This is a genomic window from Nitrospira sp., assembly GCA_030653545.1.
Lineage (GTDB): Bacteria > Nitrospirota > Nitrospiria > Nitrospirales > Nitrospiraceae > Nitrospira_D.
In genome coordinates this window covers 119,225-136,027 of sequence record JAURZE010000026.1, presented here as the reverse complement: position 1 = coordinate 136,027, position 16,803 = coordinate 119,225, and the positions used below count along the sequence as shown (strand labels likewise).

The window sequence follows — 16,803 nt, the reverse complement described above, 5'->3', positions numbered from 1 at the left end:
CGTGCCGGCTCAATCGCCCTGGTACCCTCGAAGTTCTAGGGCTTATCCGTTGAAAGTTTTTTGCCAAGGCGACGTGCCAGACGGACCATGCCGGGGGAGCGATCGGCCGGATCCAGCAGCACGTTGAGCACGTGTATCTGTGCAGGGGCGGCCAGCGCGGCGGCGACGCGCTGTTCAAAGTCCTGTTGGGTTGTGACGCGGGAGCCCACACCTCCACCTACCAGATCGCAGATGCGTTCGTACTGCCATTCGTGAATATCGTTGAACGGGCCTTCGAGGATTTCTCGTTCGGTGGAGTAGCCGTGGTTGTTGAGAATGATCACGATGGGGGCCTGTCCGTAGCGCACGCAGCTGGACAGTTCCGTTCCGGTCATCTGAAACGCCCCGTCCCCGACGAGCACGATCGGGCGGAGGCTCGGGTCGGCGCAAGAGGCGCCGAGCGCGGCAGGAATCGCGAAACCCATGGAAGTGTAGTAGGCGGGAGAGAGGAATTCGAAGCGTCGATGGACGTGCAGGTCGGCGGCGGCGAAAAGCGATTCTCCGACATCGGCGATCACCAGGGTCTGATCGTTCAGAACTGTGTCCAGATGGCTGAATAGTCCGCGCAGCGTGATCGGCCCCTTGGGATCCAACGGTGGGCTGACGGGGATCGACTGGACCGGCAGAGGACGTGACGGGAAGCTGGGGAGCGGAGCGTCGCCGAGCACCTGCACAAAGTCTTGGAACCGGATGGCCTCATACCGATGATGTTTGATGGCGACACGGTCGGCGGTGGCGTGGATGGTCCGGCCTTCGGTCATGAGCGGGGAGTGGGCATCCACATCTTCGACATCGGAGAGAATCGATCCGAGAATTAGGAGACAATCGGACTCATTGATGAACCGCTGGACCTCATCCCGTCCGATCAGCCCTCCGTACACACCGACATACAGCGGGTGGTCTTCTCGAATCACGGATTTTCCCAGCAGGGTGGACGCAATGGGAATGTTCAGCCGTTCGACCAGCCGTGCGAGATCGTCATGCAGGCCGAATCGTCCGACTTCGGCTCCGACTAATATCGCTGGGCGTTGAGCAGCCGACAACATCGCGCGGACTTCGCCGATGGCTTCGGCCAGTGCCGCCGGGTCGCTGGGCTCGTCTTCAATGCAGATCGGTTTGCCGGTGCTTCTCAGAGGCGTATGCACCATGTCGCGCGGGATTTCAATGTAGATGGGGCGACGATACCGGAGCAGCGCGGCGAAGGCCCGATCCATTTCTCGCTCGGCAGTGAGGGGATCGTCGAGCGTGATGGCGGCGACGGTCATGTGTTCGAAGACTTCCCGTTGGGTGGAGAAGTCTCTGACCATGTGGTGCATGTAGGGTGTGCGCGTGCGTTCGGAGAGTCCCGGCGATCCCGTGAGCAGGACGACGGGAGAGCGTTCTGCGTAGGCGCAGGCGATCGCGTTGACGGTGTTGAGCCCGCCGACACAATAGGTGACGCAGGCGGCGCCGATGCCGTTGATGCGGGCATAGGCATCTGCCGCAAAGCCCGCACAGTCTTCCCGCGTCGTCGCGATGTGTGTAATCGGAGAGGCCTCGATCAATTGATAGAGCGACAGGACATAGTCACCGGGAATCCCGAAGATATGCCGGACTCCCAGCCTATGAAGCCGGGCTAGGACGGCCGTTCCGATCGTCGCCGGTTGCGTCATCTGTATCCTCCGGAAAACAAGTGCAAGCGAGTTACTACTTATAGCTCACCATACTGACCGGGCAGCGTCAAGCGTTCCCTTGGCTCGGATGTGCACGGCTGGGAATCCTCTTGACCTTTGATGGCGCCAGGTTGGATAAGTGACGCATGATAATACAAACTGAAGCATCCACTGCGCGCGTGACGTTACTCCATCAGATGGGCCGGGAAGGGCCCGGCCATCTCTGGCTCTATGCCGGCCATGTGGCGAAGATCGAAGGCCAGCCGGTTGCCGGTGACGTGGTCGATGTGGTCACGCCTGCCGGACGATTTTACGGCCGAGGGTTTTACAACCCGGAGTCCAAAATCCGGGTTCGTTTTCTCACGTTTGAAGACATTCCGATCGATGAGTCGTTCTGGCTTGAGCGGATGCGTCAGGCGGTGCGGTTGCGACAGCGGATCGTGACGAATTCGACGGCGTACCGGCTTATCCACGGTGAAGGCGACCGTCTGCCGGGATTGATTGTGGATCGCTACGATCAGGCGCTCGTCATGCAGACGCTGGCGTTCGGGATGGACCGTCGAAAAGCGATGCTGGCCGAGCTGCTTGCAGAGGTGACCGGCCTGAAGACGATTTATCTCCGGAATGATCCGAAAAGCCGGACGCTTGAGGGATTGCCGCTGGAGCGGGGCTTTGCGAAAGGAAACGGAGCGACGACCGTCGAGATTACCGAAGGGCAGGCCATCTTTCGTGTGGATATGGAGTCCGGACAAAAGACCGGGTGGTTTTGCGATCAACGCGAGAATCGGTTGGCGGCGGCACGGTATGCCAACGGCGCCGAAGTGCTGGAGGCCTTTTGCCATACGGGTGCATTCGGGATTCATGCGGCGCTGGCCGGCGCCACATCGGTTGAGGGGTTGGATATCAGCGAAGACTCGCTGGTGATTGCGCGGGAGCATGCGCGTCGGAATAATGTCGAGTCACGCTGCCGGTATCGCGTCGGGGATGCCTTTGACGAACTTCGATCCTTGGTCAAGACCGGGAAGCGCTACGATATGGTCATGCTTGACCCTCCGGCGTTCGCCAGGAGTCAGCAGGCCGTGCCGAAAGCACTCACCGGATACAAAGATATCAATCTGCTTGGAATCAGACTTACGAAGCCGGAAGGTTTTCTGGTGACGAGTTCCTGTTCTCACCATATCTCTGAATTGCAGTTTTGGGATGCCATACGTCTGGCTGCGCGTGATGCCAAGCGTGAAGTCCGATTGATCGAGCAGCGGGGACAGAGCGGCGATCATCCGATTCTGGCGAGCATGCCCGAGACGCGCTATCTCAAATGCCTTATCCTGCAAATCTTCTAGCAGGCTATTGATCCGGGTAAGAGATATCAGCCGATGTCGGTAACTAGTCGCTGGGCGGCTCGAAATGACCCGGGGGCCGTTGTTGCCAGGGAACAGAGGCCTGGCGTGATTGTTTGACGAGACTGCGAAGGCTCATTTCCGCTGCACGGAGCAGTTTGGGGTCGCCTGCCTGCATCAGCGCCGTCAGCATGACATACAGCGATCGATCCAAGCGAGAGCCGGTCAGAATACGTTCGGTGACGGGGTCTGTGCGTTCGGGCGGCGGTGGCTCGTCGTCGCCGGACTCATTGAACAGGCAATCGAACGATTTGGGTGTATCGAATAGCCATGAGGGTGGGATGCGAAGGGCGGTTGCGAGTAACTCAATGGTTGCTGTAGAAGGATCGGCCTGATCGGCCTCAATGTCTTCTAGTGTAGTGATTCATGCTGTTCTTGTCTTATCCAGAGCGCTCTTGGCCCGATTCACTTTCGCTAAGATTTCCTGCGCGGATTTGGTCCACACAAAGGGGGTGGGCTGGGTATTGCGGTGGGTCATGTAGGCGTCAATCGCCGCAATGAGTTCCGGGACGCTCCGGAACACGCCGCGCCGCAGTTGTTTGGCCGTCAGGTCGCCAAAGACGCGTTCCACGAGATTCAGCCATGAGCTGCTGGTCGGGATGAAGTGCATGTGAATGCGCGGGTGCCGTGTCAACCACCGTTGGACCGTGGGGTGTTTGTGGGTGGCATAGTTGTCGGCGATCAGATGCAGGGCCTTGCCCTGGGGGACCTGGCGATCAATCAGACGCAGGAACGTTAGCCATTCCTGGTGCCGATGACGCGGCAAACAGGTGGAGAGGAGGGAGCCCTCCGCGACATTGAGGGCGGCAAACAGCGTGGTGGTGCCATGGCGCTTGTAGTCGTGGGTCATCGTCCCACACCGGCCCTTCTTCATGGGTAAGCCGGGCTGGGTGCGATCGAGCGCTTGGATCTGGCTTTTCTCATCCACGCTGAGGACCACGGCATGCTCGGGCGGGTGCAGATACAGGCCCACCACATCCTCCAGCTTGTCCTGGAAGTGCGGATCCTGGCTGAGTTTGAAGGTCCGGACCCGGTGGGGCTGCAGGCCATGGGCGGTCCAGACCCGCTGCACGAAGGCGGAATTCGTCCCCAGATACCGAGCCAAGGTGCGGGTCGACCAGTGGGTGGCACCGGGCGGTGTCGTCTGGGTCGTGGTCTTCAGAATGCGGGCGATGAGCGCCTGGCGTGGTTTGGGGGGCCGCCCGCCGCGGGGCGCATCCTGGGCGAGGCCGGGCAGGCGTTGGGTCGCGACACGGTGCCGCCACAGGCCCACGGTTTGCCGACTTGTGTCCAGGGCGGCGGCAATGTGTTGGTTGGTGTGGCCCTCGGCGGCCAACAAGGCAATCTTCGCGCGGAGCACGAGCCGTGCGGGGGTCCGTCGGCCCCGCGCCCACTGCGCCAGTTGCTGGCGTTCGGGATCAGTCAGCTGCAGGGACGGGGCAATGCGCATAGGCCAGTCCTCCTCTTGGGGAGGAGTATACCCGTACGGTATAATAAGTAAAGCTATTTATGTATCACTACACTAGATCCGTCTGGTCCTTTGAACTCCCCCTTCGTGGTCATGACGGTATGAGGACTCAACGGCCTTATATCCACCCCCAAGTCCCACAGCAAGGGGGCAAGACACTCCCCAAGCATGCGTCGTTATCGTGTCCCCTCGATGCCCTCGTTCTCCACCCCACCAGTTGGCGGAGAGAGAGCAGCAGACAGAGCATAAAGGTGGTGCAGTGATTTTTCGCGGCCCGGAAAGCCTTCAATACCCGTCCCGGAAAGAATTTCAGCATCTGGCCGAAATCATGTATCAGGTCAGAGGGGTGCAGAATCGCGACCAACTGCCAAACCTCGCCTCCGCGGTGTCCCCGTTGATTCCACACGAGTTTGCTGCGTGCGGTTCGTATAACACTCAGAAGCGTGCCCTGCACGTCGCCTACACATCTTTTAACAAAGAACTCAACGGGCTATACGTCTCGCAAGGTTATGTCACAGACCCCTCTATCCAACTGCTCGATCGTACCCAGATTGGAACTGTTTCAAGTGAAGACTCCCCGGAGCTCACCATTCCAAGAGAAGTCACAAATCTGAAGCTTGATTTCGGAGTCAAGACCTGCCTTTCGGTTGGCGTCCGTGGAGTCCTTGGCGCCTGTACATACTTTGCGCTCAGCAATTTCGACCAACGCCAGATCTGGAAGCTTCGGAGCATGATGCAGATTCTGGCGCCGCATTTTCATCTGGCCTATATGAGAGCGACGACATGGGCTCAGGGAACTCATTCATCGGCCAAGCGAATAGATCTGACCGCGCGAGAAGAAGAGATTATGCGTTGGGTTGCGGAAGGCAAGACCAACTGGGAAATATCCATGATCCTGAAAGTGAGTCTGAACACCATTAAGTTTCACCTCAAGAACATCTATCAGAAACTCGGAGGAGTGGAAAACCGCTGGTCGGCAGTCGCGCAATGGCAATATGCGTCCACAGAAATCCAGTTCCCCGACTCACCTGATAACAAGACCTAGTCCCCCTCACCCTCGGTTCATTTAGTACTACCCGCTCGGGAACGCTTCTCCAAGCCTTCAACAATCTCCCGTTTTATGCCCATCGTTCCGACACCTCTCAAATCACTTGTCCGGTTGTGGACCCCTTAGCCCCTTCGTGTCTTTGCACGCTTGCTCATCTACCAAACTGGTCCACTTGAGGGGCCTACCCATCCGGGTAGGTCCCTTCTTGTTGTACTTCCCCTATCTTCTGCACCAACCAAGGAGGCGCCCATGATCACCGCTGAATGTCAGATTGCTAAATCTGCTGCAGTACACACGTTGCTGGATCTCTTAGAGCAACGCAAGACACGCCGGTTCGGATGCGGGATGGAACTGCCCGGGGGGCCCCTCCGCTACCGAAGCACCATGCCTCCGATTCCTCTGAGCCAAGAAGAAATTCGTTATCTCTTGTTCGCCGGCGTCGGCGAGACCGGGCGCCATCTGGCCGACATGCAATACGTCCGCCGGACAGGCCGCGAGGATGGCCAAGGAATGGCCATCATGAACTTCCAGGGTAGAACCATTGCCAGCGCTTGTGCCGCCAATACAACCAAACTCTTCCTCACAGACGACGAAGGAGTCTATTTTGCGTCATCGGTCTCTCATCCCGAGAGCGGAATTCCGCCTGAGCTGGTGACGCTGCAGCAACATCGGCTCGAGATTCCTCGCCGACTTCCCTACATGCTCTCGTTCAATCAGTGGTACACCAACCGTCCCGGCACCCTCTACATGGTCCCCGTCACGGAAGTGGCGCGGGTCTATATCAATCTCCTCCTGGTCCTCCTGAGCGAAGAGTATGGCTACTTTTTCGTTGATACCGACAACGGCAACGCCGGTTGCGGGCTAGATGCCTTCCGCCGCAGTCGGGGCGGTCACCTGCACGATGATCCTTCCACAAACCGGGTGATGACCCTTCGGGACCTCGACGCAGCGATCAACGATACGGCGCTTCAAGAACAAGGGTTGGTTTGCCAGAACCTGTTCTTAATGACGCAAGCGATCGGCCTCGGCGGCGGCATTCAAAGCGTGGGCAGCGGGCGGCACCTGCTCGGCCTTGAGCCGCAGATATTTTCAGGCCTGGGCTTCTCGTTTCAGCCATCGAGCGTGGCGGGAGTACGTTCGAACCCCGTCGGGCTCGCGAATCTCTGGGAAGGGCCTTGCCCGCCATTCACCTCTTCGATTGAAGAGGCCGTGCTCAGCCTGGTCGACTCAAAATTCGGGCTCGGCGGCATTTACACCACTCCCACCAGCCGGCCATGGATGAATCCCGACGGCGGATCGAAAATCGTGCCGCACGAACAACGTACGATCGAGGCCGTGATTGAGTTCTGTAATTACGTCTATCGCACCTACGGGCGATTCCCGGCCCATGCCGATGCCTTCAAGACCGTCATTGCCTTTCAAGCCCATCACGTCGACGTCGGGTTCTACGACAAGTTCTATCCGAACGAATCAGTTCCCCAGGCTCAACGGGATCACTTCACCGCATGGCATCAGAGCCATCTTGATGAAGGCGCCGCCATGGCGGCGATGCACGAGGAGGTGCTCTCATGACACATCGTCGCCGTGTCGTTATTACCGGATTAGGGATCGTTTCGCCGCTGGGCTGCGATCTGGGCATGTTTTGGCACCTGTTGAGCCGTGGCGAAAGCGGGATCAAGCCCATCACCAGCTTTGACACCTCTCCCTTCAACGCCTCGCTCGCCGGCGAGATCACGGATTTCGATCCGACCGATTTCATTCACCCCAAAAAAGCCCGGCGGATGGGTCGGGTTTCGCAATTTGCCGTGGCATCGGCGCTGATGGCCGGTCGAGATGCCGCACTCGACCTGGACCAGGAGGACCGGGATCGTGTGGGGGTCTGCTTCGGCACATCGGTGGGCGGATTGAAGGAAGCCTTTGAAGCGCACGATTCGATGCTCGCAAAGCAATACAAACATACAAATCCATTCACAATGACCACCACGTTCCCTAATGCCGTGTCGGCGGAAGTCTCCATCGCCTTGGGGACCCATGGTGAATGCGAAACCTACTCCATCGGCTGCTCCTCCACGGCCAACGCCATCGGGCGCGCGTACGATTTGATTCAGGGCCATGATGTCGACATCGTCATCGCCGGCGGAGCCGAAGCCCCGCTGCATCCCACCATCTTCTCGGCCATGGATGCAGGCCGAACTCTGGCGCCGGACCAGGGCGGAACCATCCGCAACCTTCCCCGGCCCTTTGACCAAACACGCTGCGGGATTGTCTTGGGAGAGGGCGCCGGATGCCTCATTCTTGAGGAGGCAGAGCATGCCGAGCGGCGCGGCGCACGGATCTACGCCGAGCTGGAAGGCTGGGCATTTACCACGGACGCCTACTCCATGGCTCGTCCCGAAGAAACCGGCAAAGAACATCGCCGCTCGATCGAGCGCGCGATCGCAGCGGCCCATTGGTTTCCGGAAGAGGTGGACTACATCAACGCCTGCGGACTGGGAACCGTTGAATTGGATCTGATTGAAACCTTGGCGATCAAAGCTGCGATGGGCTCCCAGGCCTATCGCGTCCCGATCAGTTCCTTTAAATCAGCCCTTGGGCATGCGTTTGCAGCAAGCGGAGCCTTTCAACTCATCGGGACCGTTCTGGCGCTGCAACATCAATTCATCCCTCCGACGCTACACCTGACCCAGCCGGATCCTCAATGCGACCTGGACTACGTGGCCTGCGTGGGACGGTCCCGCACGATGCAGCGGGCCTTGGTTAATAGTTTCGGCTTCGGCGGCAAGAACATCGTCATTGCCGTATCGGGAGTCGACGTCGCCGCGTCCCAAGACAGACTGATCCATGGCGGTGTCGGCGCGCTCTACCACGAGCCGATTGCGGCGCCGGCGTTGGCGAAATCTCCGAGCACGGATCTGATTCAGTGAGTGAAGGTGATCGACGTGCGCCCGTGTGTTTGCGCGTCGCCCTCAGGATCATCGGGAGGATTGTAAAATGAGCACGATACAAATCACCGCAGACCAACTGTCCACGCCGGACGTGATCGCCAATCCTTATCCCTGGTATCACGAGCTGCGCGAGCAATCGCCCCTGAACTATGAGTTTCTTCCAGCCGGAGCCGTCTCCGGCATGAATGAACCCGTGCGGGCCTGGGCCTTGATGAGGTATGCCGACGTGTACGGAGCCCTACGGAACCATGAAACCTTCGCATCGAATCATTCGCTCGCGGGAAAAGTCGTTCCCCGCCTCGCGCTTATTCATGACGATCCTCCGCGCCACACTCGTTTTCGTCACTTGGTCAACAAGGCGTTCACGCTCAAGCGGATTGAGGCGCTGAAACCATGGATCACGACCGTGGTGAATGAGTTGGTCGACGAGATGGCGACCTCGCAAGAAACCGAGTTCATGCAGGCCTATGCGATTCCTTTGCCTGTGAAAGTGATCGCGCGAATGCTCGGCATTCCAGGAGAGGACTACGTCAGGTTCAAACTTTGGAGCGACACGTTCCTCGCCTTCAGCTCAATGACCCCCGGAGAGCGCGCAAAGAGCAACCAGGAAATGATGGCGTATTTCGGCCAAATGGCGGCCGCTCGACGAACACAGGCTGCGGAAGACCTCATTACCGCCCTGGTTGAAGCGAATGTCGACGGGGAGTCCCTTGCAGACGCTGAGATCATCGGCTTTTGCATGCTGGCCCTGATCGCCGGCAATGAAACAACCACCAATCTGATCGGAAACATGCTCGGCATCCTAGTTGACCGCCCTGACCTCTGGCAGCAACTGCAAGCAGATCGAAGCCTGGTTGATAGAGTGATTGAAGAAACCCTCCGAATCGAAAGTCCATTCCAGCGGCTTTCCCGCATTACGACGTGCGACACAGCGCTCTCCGGCGTTGCGATTCCACAAGGGTCCCTCGTGACCATCTACTACGGCGCAGCGAACCGGGATCCCGCCGAGTTCCCCAATCCTGATGAATTCAGACTGGACCGAGATTTGCGCAATCACGTCGCCTTCGGAATGGGGATCCACTACTGCCTGGGAGCGCCTCTCGCCCGAGCCGAAGCCTCCATTACGCTCAATACGCTCCTTGATCGCTTCCCTGTGATCGAACGAGGCCGCGAGCCGGCCCTTCGCCAAACCACAAGCCTGATGGTGTACGGCTACCAACAATTGCCGCTCAATCTCAGAGCGTCGAAATAGGTCCACTGAACCTGTTTGTTCCGTAGAAACGAGGACACACATGAAGTACCAACCGACGGCCTCCGATGCACGTATTCAATCTCTTGTAGCGGACGTATTTGGCGGGCTCTCAAGAGAAGAACTGCTGATGGCCTTATCTCTCATGCACCAGATTCTTGAGGCGGACAGGGAAAGGGACATGGCGCGAATCATGACCGCGCTGTCCGAGCTGCGCCGCGAGACTACCGGCACCAAGCTTACACCGCGCAAGACTCCGAACGAAAACCGTGCGGGTGGAACGACGTCACTGCGGGGAAATTATTCTCCCCGTGTTGTGCGCTACCTCTTTTCCTGCCTTACGAAAATTCAAACCAGACTCGACGTTGAACCGAACCATCCTCACGGTCCCGGCAACACCTGCCACCTGTCTCCCAGGGAACTCACCGTCCTACTGTGGATGAAGGAAGGAAAAACCAATTGGGAGATCGCACAGATCTTGGGTCTCAGTGAGCGAACCGTTCGCTTTCACGTAGGCGGGATCTTCGAGAAGCTCGACGTGACGTCCCGCACACAGGCAGTAGCACGGGCATTAGGGGCAGGGCTGATCGCCTCCTGACGCGGCTGCATACGTGGGTGAAGGCAGGTGTCCGGCAAGTCGGGCGTTTGAGCGACTAGTCATCGCAAGCATTTTGAAACGGCTTTCGCCCCTACCGCTTAGACCTTGCCGGCCAGCCTTCCGCACACCCTGGCGCATGCGCCAGGTGACGCACCCCCACCCTACCCTTCTATGATGCCTGGTAAGCGTTCACCGCTCCTGCAGCGTAGAGGAGCCTCCAAGGCACTCATCTCTTGCGAGGAATTTGATGATGGAGAAGGACTCCAACGGGCTGCGTCTCATTCATGGTTCGGATCAAAAGAAACGGGACATAGAACATCCATCCCCAGTGTCTGGCTCTCGCACGAATTCGATCATGCGCCAGACCCCGCGCTCATCCAGCGACCTGATTATGTCGCTGCGCGCAACAGAGGCGCGGTTGAGCAGTCTCCTAGAGGACCGGAACCGCATCAGCCGAGATCTTCACGACTCGGTCTTGCAATCGCTGTATGCCATCGGCCTCAACCTAGAGGCCTCCCACCGCACCAATACAGCGCCCCGACCAAGAGGCGACCGCTCATACGGCCTTGCCGTGGATCAGCTCAATCGCTTGATTCACGAGGTGCGCGGCATCATCAAGGGGCTTGCGGATGGATCAGTGCAGGACATGGACCTGTCCGAGGAGCTCAGACAGCTGGCCGGCAGTTACGAGCAACTCGGCAGCATCACAATCACGCTCAGTCTGCAATCTTCGGCCCTCGACATCCTCACCAGGGAGGAAGAGCGGGAGATTCTGAACATTGTGCGAGAGGCCTTGAGCAATTGCGTTCGCCATGCGCAGGCGACGCACGCCGAGGTGACGATCAGAACGCACGGCAACCGAGTGCGCATCAGTATCTGCGACGACGGAAAGGGACTTGTCGAAACCGGCATGCACCCCAAGGGATATGGCTTGATGAATATGGAAGCGCGGGCCAAGAAACTCGGCGGCAGCTTGCTGCTCCGCTCGAAGCTTGGTCAGGGCACGCGCATTACCGCTGAATTTTTACTGGAACCGATTTTAGCGCCTGTATGAAACCTGCACGTATTACGCTGCTCATCGTCGATGACCACGAAGTCGTCCGGCAGGGCCTCCGAACGCTCCTGAACCTCGAGCCGGATTTCCGCGTCGTCGGTGAAGCCGCGTCGGTCGCGGATGCCGTCGCAGAAACCGCACGTCTCCGACCCAGCGTCGTATTGCTCGACATGAAGCTTCCCGACGGGTCCGGGATCGCGGCCTGCCGCCGGCTGCTCGCGACCACGCCGGCCACCCGTGTCCTAATGCTGACCAGTTTTTCGGAGGATGCCATGGTGGTCGAGGCGGTTCAAGGCGGAGCCCACGGCTACGCGCTCAAGGATGTTCGAACCACGGATCTGGTTCAGGCCATTCGCACCGTCGCCAGCGGCCAGGGCTACCTGGATCCGCGCGTGGCCCAGCAGACCTTGCATTGGATCCGCGACCGATCCCACGCCGCCGCCGGCCATTCCCAGGATCGCCTCACACGCCTCTCCCCTCAAGAGCGCGCCATTCTGCCCCTGCTCGCGGAAGGCAAGACCAACAAAGAAATTGCGGTGGACCTTCGCTTAAGCGACAAGACCATCAAAAATTACCTCGCCAATATCTTCGACAAGCTCCAAGTACGCCGGCGCACCGAAGCCGTGAGCTGGTATATCCGAACGACTCAGACGGCCTTGCGAGACCCCCGCTTCTAGCAGGATGCGGGAAAAGTCCGCCAACGGCGTTCTCGCATCGTTCAGAGGCTCAACGTACAGCGCAGAGCACGATTCGCCCCTTCGCTCGCTGCGGCCTTGCTGGACGGCCTGTTCGCGCATCCTGTGGGCTATTCCGGCGCCGACACGGCGAGTGAGTTGGTCGCGGTGTTTTGTGCAACCATCGAGGTTTTCCGCAGCCTGCTAGATCTTCAGCATTCCACTGCTTTGACTCCCGCGCCCTCTAGAAATTCAGGGGTCCCAGGCTCTATGCTAGGCACTCCGTCAGGGCCTTTGCAGGGATTGAATAAATCACCAGGCGGGGCGGACCGGTGACCTCCCCGGCTGACCAGCGAACCAAGGCACGAAGCGTCATGCACCGTCCCTCCCCTCCCTCACCATCCGAGACCGCGACGCAACCCAGCGGCAACATCATGCAGAAACCGGGCACGCTATCGACTGCCTCCCCTGCCCATCGTGCCGTTGAGGCGGCAGAAATCGGCACGTGGGAATGGCGTCTTGCCACCGGAGAGATCGCGTGGTCCCCGCAATCTGATACGATTTTCGGACTATCACCGGGCGATTTTTCCGGCACGTACGAAGGATTCTTGAGCCTCGTGCATGAATCAGATCGGCCGCAGTTACAGGCGGCAATCGAGACCGCGATCGAAACCCGTCAGCCCTACCACCTCGACCATCGAATCGTCACGCCGGACGGAATCATCCGATGGGTCTCCTGTCGAGGCCGCGCCGTGCTGGACCCAGACGGCCGCGTCGCAGGCATGGCGGGCACGACCGAAGATATCACCCGACGGAAAGAAACCGAGCTGGCCCTGATTGATCTACAAGCGACCCTGGAGCATCGTGTCAGGGAACGCACCGCCGGCCTAGAACGCGCCGTGCGTGACCTTCAGGAAGAGATCGAGCGGCGGCAACAGACTGAGGCCGCGCTGAAAGCCAGCGAACAACGGTATCACGCCCTCTACGAACACAACCCCACGATGTACTTCACCCTGACGCCTGACGGCACGGTCCTCTCCGTCAACCGGTTCGGGGCAGAAGAGTTGGGGTATTGCGAAAGCGAATTGGTCGGACAATCGGTATTCGCCGTATTCCAAGCCGCGGATCATCCTACCGTGCAGGAACAACTCCGCCTGTGCTCACAGAGCCCGGGGCGAACTTTCGACTGGGAAATCCAAAAAGTCAGGAAGGACGGACAATTCCTCTGGGTCAAAGAACGGGCACGGGCCATCACCGGACCGGACGGGAGCCCGATCATTCTCATTGTCTGTGAAGACATCACGGAACAGCGACAGGCCCAGGCCGCCCGCACCCATAGCGAGGAGCGCCTCCGGTCGTTCCTCAATGCGCTCGACGATCTGGCGTTCGAACTGGACGAGCGCGGCGTCTATCTGAATGTGTGGACGCACAACGACGACCTTCTGCTGCTCCCCAAGCAGGAGATTGTCGGCAATACGCTCGACGAGATACATGGCCCTGAGACGGGACACTACTACCGCACGATCATTCACCGCGTCCTTGAAACGGGGACGCCCGAGTCGGTCGAGTACTCGCTCCAGCTAAAGGACCAGCTTCGGCACTTTTCCGCCGTACTCAGCCGGATTCCGGCCGGCGCAAGCCACTCGCCCACCGTCGCGGCGATCATTCGTGAGACCACGAGACAAAAGCTGGCCGAAGAATCGGCGAGGGAGCTCAACCTGGCGCTTTCGAATGCCATGCCGGGCATTGCCCGACTCACGACCGACGGACACTATCTGACCGTGAATAGCTTCTACGCCTCAGCGCTGGGCTACGGTCCGGACGAATTGATCGGCCAATCCTGGACACCGACCGTTCATCCCGACGACCTCCCGCTGGTCGCACAGGCCTTCGATCAGCTCCGTGCCGCCGGCAAGGGGGAATTTGAAGCCCGCGGTGTCAGAAAAAACGGCAGCATCTTTTTCAAACAGGTCATGATGGTCCGAATCGATAACGCGAACGGGGAGATGATCGGACACCATTGTTTCATGCGGGACATCACCGACCGCAAGCAGGCCGAGCTAGCCCTCCGCGACAGCGAACAAGCGATCCGGGCTCTTCAGGAGGCCACCTCGGCTCCGGGCCTCACGCTCGATCAGCGGATCCATTCAGTCCTGGAATTGGGATGCCGCAGGTTTCAGCTTCCCATTGGATTGATGACAAAGGCCGAGGGAGATCAACTTATCATTACCCACGCCTCGGATCCCGACCGACGCTTCGCTCCCGGCACACACATGCCATTATGCGATACGTACTGCAGTGCCACGCTCACAGAGGCTCAACCCGTGGCCATCGAACATGCCGCGCAGTCAAGCTGGCGGACACACCCCGGCTATGAGATGCTTGGGATGGAATCATACCTTGGGACTAGACTCATCGAAGAGCATAACGTCTTCGGGACGATTTGCTTTCTCGGACAGCCGCCACACGCGACTCCTTTCACCTCCGCCGAAAAAGATTTTCTCCTCTTAATGGCCCGATGGGTGAGCGGCGAATTGGATCGATACAGATCCGAGCAGGCCCTCCGGATCAGCGAAGAACGTTTCGAGATTGCCTTCCGGTCAAGTCCCCATCCTGTGCTCATCACCGAATTGGCCACCGGCCGCTGCATCGAAGTCAACGACACCGCGTTGCAACTCTTCGGGTTCCAACGCCATGAAGCGGTCGGACACACCACCATCGCCATTGAACTGTGGCCGAAGCCGGAAGACCGGACGAGATTTGTCGCGCAACTCCTGGAAACGGGAACTCTCCGGGGCGTGGAATTCGCGTTCCAAACCAAAGACCGGCGCTTGCGGTACTGCCTGGTCGCAAGTGAATTGATCGAGCTCAACGGCACCAGGTGCATTCTTACCGTCGGGACTGATGTCACGGAGAAGAAAGAAGCCGAAGCCGCGTTGCGGGAGAGCGAGGAGCGGTGGCAGCGCTTCGTCGCCGATGCGCCGGTGGGGCTGGTCGTGGCCGATGCCGACAAGCATATCCTGAGCGCCAACAAAGCCTTTTGCGCGCTCACGGGCTATTCTGAACAGGAAGTAATCAACCATACCTACGCGCTCTACACCCATCCCGACGACCTGCATGAGAATCTGGTGTTAACCGACGAGTTTTTCACAGGGCAACGAACGGGTTATACGTACGAGAAGCGGTATATCCGGAAAACCGGCGAAATCATCTGGGTGTCCATCCGCGCGAGTCATCTCACAGTTCACGGGCAGGATGCGCCGCTCTTGCTCGCGGTCGTGGAGGATATCACCGACCGCAAACGGGCCTCGGCAGATCGGGAACGGATCAGCCAGGATCTGCACGACAATATTCTCCAATCCCTCTACGCCGTCGGCATGCAGCTCGAAGCGGGAAAATTGCTGGTGGGGAAAGCCCCGCGCAAATCCAAGGAGCATGTCACCCAGGCCATCCGGCAGTTGAACCATCTCGTCTTGGAAGTCCGGCAGTTCATCACCGACCTGACCCGCCGCACGGCGCCGACGCTGGATTTCACGGTGGCCCTGAACCAGCTCGCCGCTTCCTGCTCATCGGAAACTCGCACCGCGCCCGAGCTGATTATCGACCCCGCTGCGCTCACGGCCATCACCCCGACGATCGGCGAGCAGTTGCTGAGTATCGCGCGAGAAGCCTTGAGCAACAGTGTCCGCCATGCCGGCGCGACACACCGTTCTATCAGCCTCACGAAGACTGATCGCTCCATCCGGTTGCGCGTCGCCGATGACGGCACAGGCTTTGACCCCGGCCGCAAACGCCGCCGCGGCCACGGACTGGCCAATATGGCCGCACGGGCCAGAACCATCGGCGCGCAGTTCACGCTTGACAGCACGCCCGACCGCGGCACCTCAGTCACGATCGACGTCCCAAGAGGAGAGCTCCATGCCTGCTAAAACAAAATCTTCGCCCATCCGGTTGCTGATCGTCGACGACCACGAGGTGGTGCGCATCGGGCTCGGCGCCGTGCTCGATCTGACGCCGGGCATGAAAGTGGTCGGCCAAGCCCAAAGTAAAGCCGATGCCATCGCGCAATGCCGTCGCACAAAGGCGGACGTCGTGTTGCTCGACATCCGCCTGCCGGACGGCAGCGGGATCGATGCCGCACGCGAGATTCTCTCGGCACACCCCAAGATCCGTATTCTCTTTCTGACCAGCTTCGCGGATGAACACACCGTCCTTGAAGCGATTCTCTCCGGCGCCCAGGGCTATGTGCTGAAAGACATTGCCTCCGCCGCGCTAATCCGCGCCATCAAGACCGTCGCCGCCGGACAACCCTTGATCGACCCGCGCCTCGCCACCCATACGCTCTCGTGGATGAAGCACCTGCCGGCCGGCCAGCTCCCCGCCAAACGATCACTCCTCTCCCCCCAAGAGCAGCGCATCCTGCCCCATGTCGCCGGAGGCCTGACCAACAAGGAAATCGCGCAACGCCTGGATCTGAGCGAGAAGACCGTAAAAAATTATCTGGCGAACATCTACTCCAAACTCCAGATCGGACGGCGATCTCAAGTGGCCGCCATGTACGCCGGGAGTTTCAAGGGCTCTATACCGCCGCTGCCCTCCCAATCCCCGTAAGACCAGCCTTCCCAGCACGCGCCCGCCTAAAGATTCTTCGGCAAACACCGATACAGGGTGGTCACGAC

The 16,803-nt window shown here is 59.3% G+C and carries 13 protein-coding genes; 11 read left to right on the top strand and 2 right to left on the bottom strand.

What is annotated here, in order from left to right:
- Positions 1-35: 35 nt before the first annotated feature.
- Positions 36-1,691, bottom strand: a complete 1,656-nt coding sequence (locus Q7U39_13630; GenBank protein ID MDO9118993.1) for a thiamine pyrophosphate-binding protein — start codon at positions 1,689-1,691, stop codon at positions 36-38.
- A gap of 146 nt (positions 1,692-1,837) precedes the next feature.
- Between Q7U39_13630 and Q7U39_13625 the strand changes: the two genes are divergently transcribed.
- A complete protein-coding gene (locus Q7U39_13625) occupies positions 1,838-3,031 on the top strand; it encodes a class I SAM-dependent rRNA methyltransferase (protein MDO9118992.1) in 1,194 nt (397 codons plus the stop codon).
- Between the two features lie 109 nt (positions 3,032-3,140).
- Entirely contained in the window at positions 3,141-3,356 is a 216-nt protein-coding gene (locus tag Q7U39_13620; protein MDO9118991.1) for a hypothetical protein, read from the top strand.
- 96 nt (positions 3,357-3,452) lie between these two features.
- Here Q7U39_13620 and Q7U39_13615 read toward each other — a convergent pair whose 3' ends face one another.
- The gene (locus Q7U39_13615) at positions 3,453-4,538 is read right to left on the bottom strand and encodes an IS630 family transposase (GenBank protein ID MDO9118990.1); all 1,086 of its coding nucleotides are present in this window, start codon (positions 4,536-4,538) and stop codon (positions 3,453-3,455) included.
- Between the two features lie 235 nt (positions 4,539-4,773).
- On the opposite strand from Q7U39_13615, the gene Q7U39_13610 reads away from it, so the two are divergent.
- The 9 genes from Q7U39_13610 (at position 4,774) to Q7U39_13570 (ending at position 16,735) form a co-directional block, all read left to right on the top strand.
- Positions 4,774-5,601: a LuxR C-terminal-related transcriptional regulator gene (locus tag Q7U39_13610; protein MDO9118989.1), complete on the top strand. Its 828-nt coding sequence runs from the start codon at positions 4,774-4,776 to the stop codon at positions 5,599-5,601.
- Positions 5,602-5,853: 252 nt separating this feature from the next.
- On the top strand, positions 5,854-7,176 hold the full coding sequence (locus Q7U39_13605; GenBank protein ID MDO9118988.1) for a hypothetical protein: 1,323 nt from the start codon (positions 5,854-5,856) through the stop codon (positions 7,174-7,176).
- The gene (locus tag Q7U39_13600; protein ID MDO9118987.1) at positions 7,173-8,528 is read left to right on the top strand and encodes a beta-ketoacyl-[acyl-carrier-protein] synthase family protein; all 1,356 of its coding nucleotides are present in this window, start codon (positions 7,173-7,175) and stop codon (positions 8,526-8,528) included. Before Q7U39_13605 ends, Q7U39_13600 begins: the two co-directional genes overlap by 4 nt.
- A gap of 67 nt (positions 8,529-8,595) precedes the next feature.
- The gene (locus Q7U39_13595; GenBank protein ID MDO9118986.1) at positions 8,596-9,801 is read left to right on the top strand and encodes a cytochrome P450; all 1,206 of its coding nucleotides are present in this window, start codon (positions 8,596-8,598) and stop codon (positions 9,799-9,801) included.
- Between the two features lie 40 nt (positions 9,802-9,841).
- The gene (locus Q7U39_13590; protein MDO9118985.1) at positions 9,842-10,396 is read left to right on the top strand and encodes a helix-turn-helix transcriptional regulator; all 555 of its coding nucleotides are present in this window, start codon (positions 9,842-9,844) and stop codon (positions 10,394-10,396) included.
- 355 nt (positions 10,397-10,751) lie between these two features.
- A complete protein-coding gene (locus Q7U39_13585) occupies positions 10,752-11,450 on the top strand; it encodes a sensor histidine kinase (protein MDO9118984.1) in 699 nt (232 codons plus the stop codon).
- Positions 11,447-12,127: a response regulator transcription factor gene (locus tag Q7U39_13580; GenBank protein MDO9118983.1), complete on the top strand. Its 681-nt coding sequence runs from the start codon at positions 11,447-11,449 to the stop codon at positions 12,125-12,127. The genes Q7U39_13585 and Q7U39_13580 overlap by 4 nt, the downstream gene beginning before the upstream one ends.
- A 371-nt stretch (positions 12,128-12,498) precedes the next feature.
- Positions 12,499-16,053: a PAS domain S-box protein gene (locus Q7U39_13575; GenBank protein MDO9118982.1), complete on the top strand. Its 3,555-nt coding sequence runs from the start codon at positions 12,499-12,501 to the stop codon at positions 16,051-16,053.
- Positions 16,043-16,735 carry a response regulator transcription factor gene (locus tag Q7U39_13570; GenBank protein MDO9118981.1) on the top strand — a complete coding sequence of 231 codons (693 nt, stop codon included), beginning with the start codon at positions 16,043-16,045 and terminating at the stop codon, positions 16,733-16,735. Before Q7U39_13575 ends, Q7U39_13570 begins: the two co-directional genes overlap by 11 nt.
- The last annotated feature ends 68 nt before the right edge of the window (positions 16,736-16,803 follow it).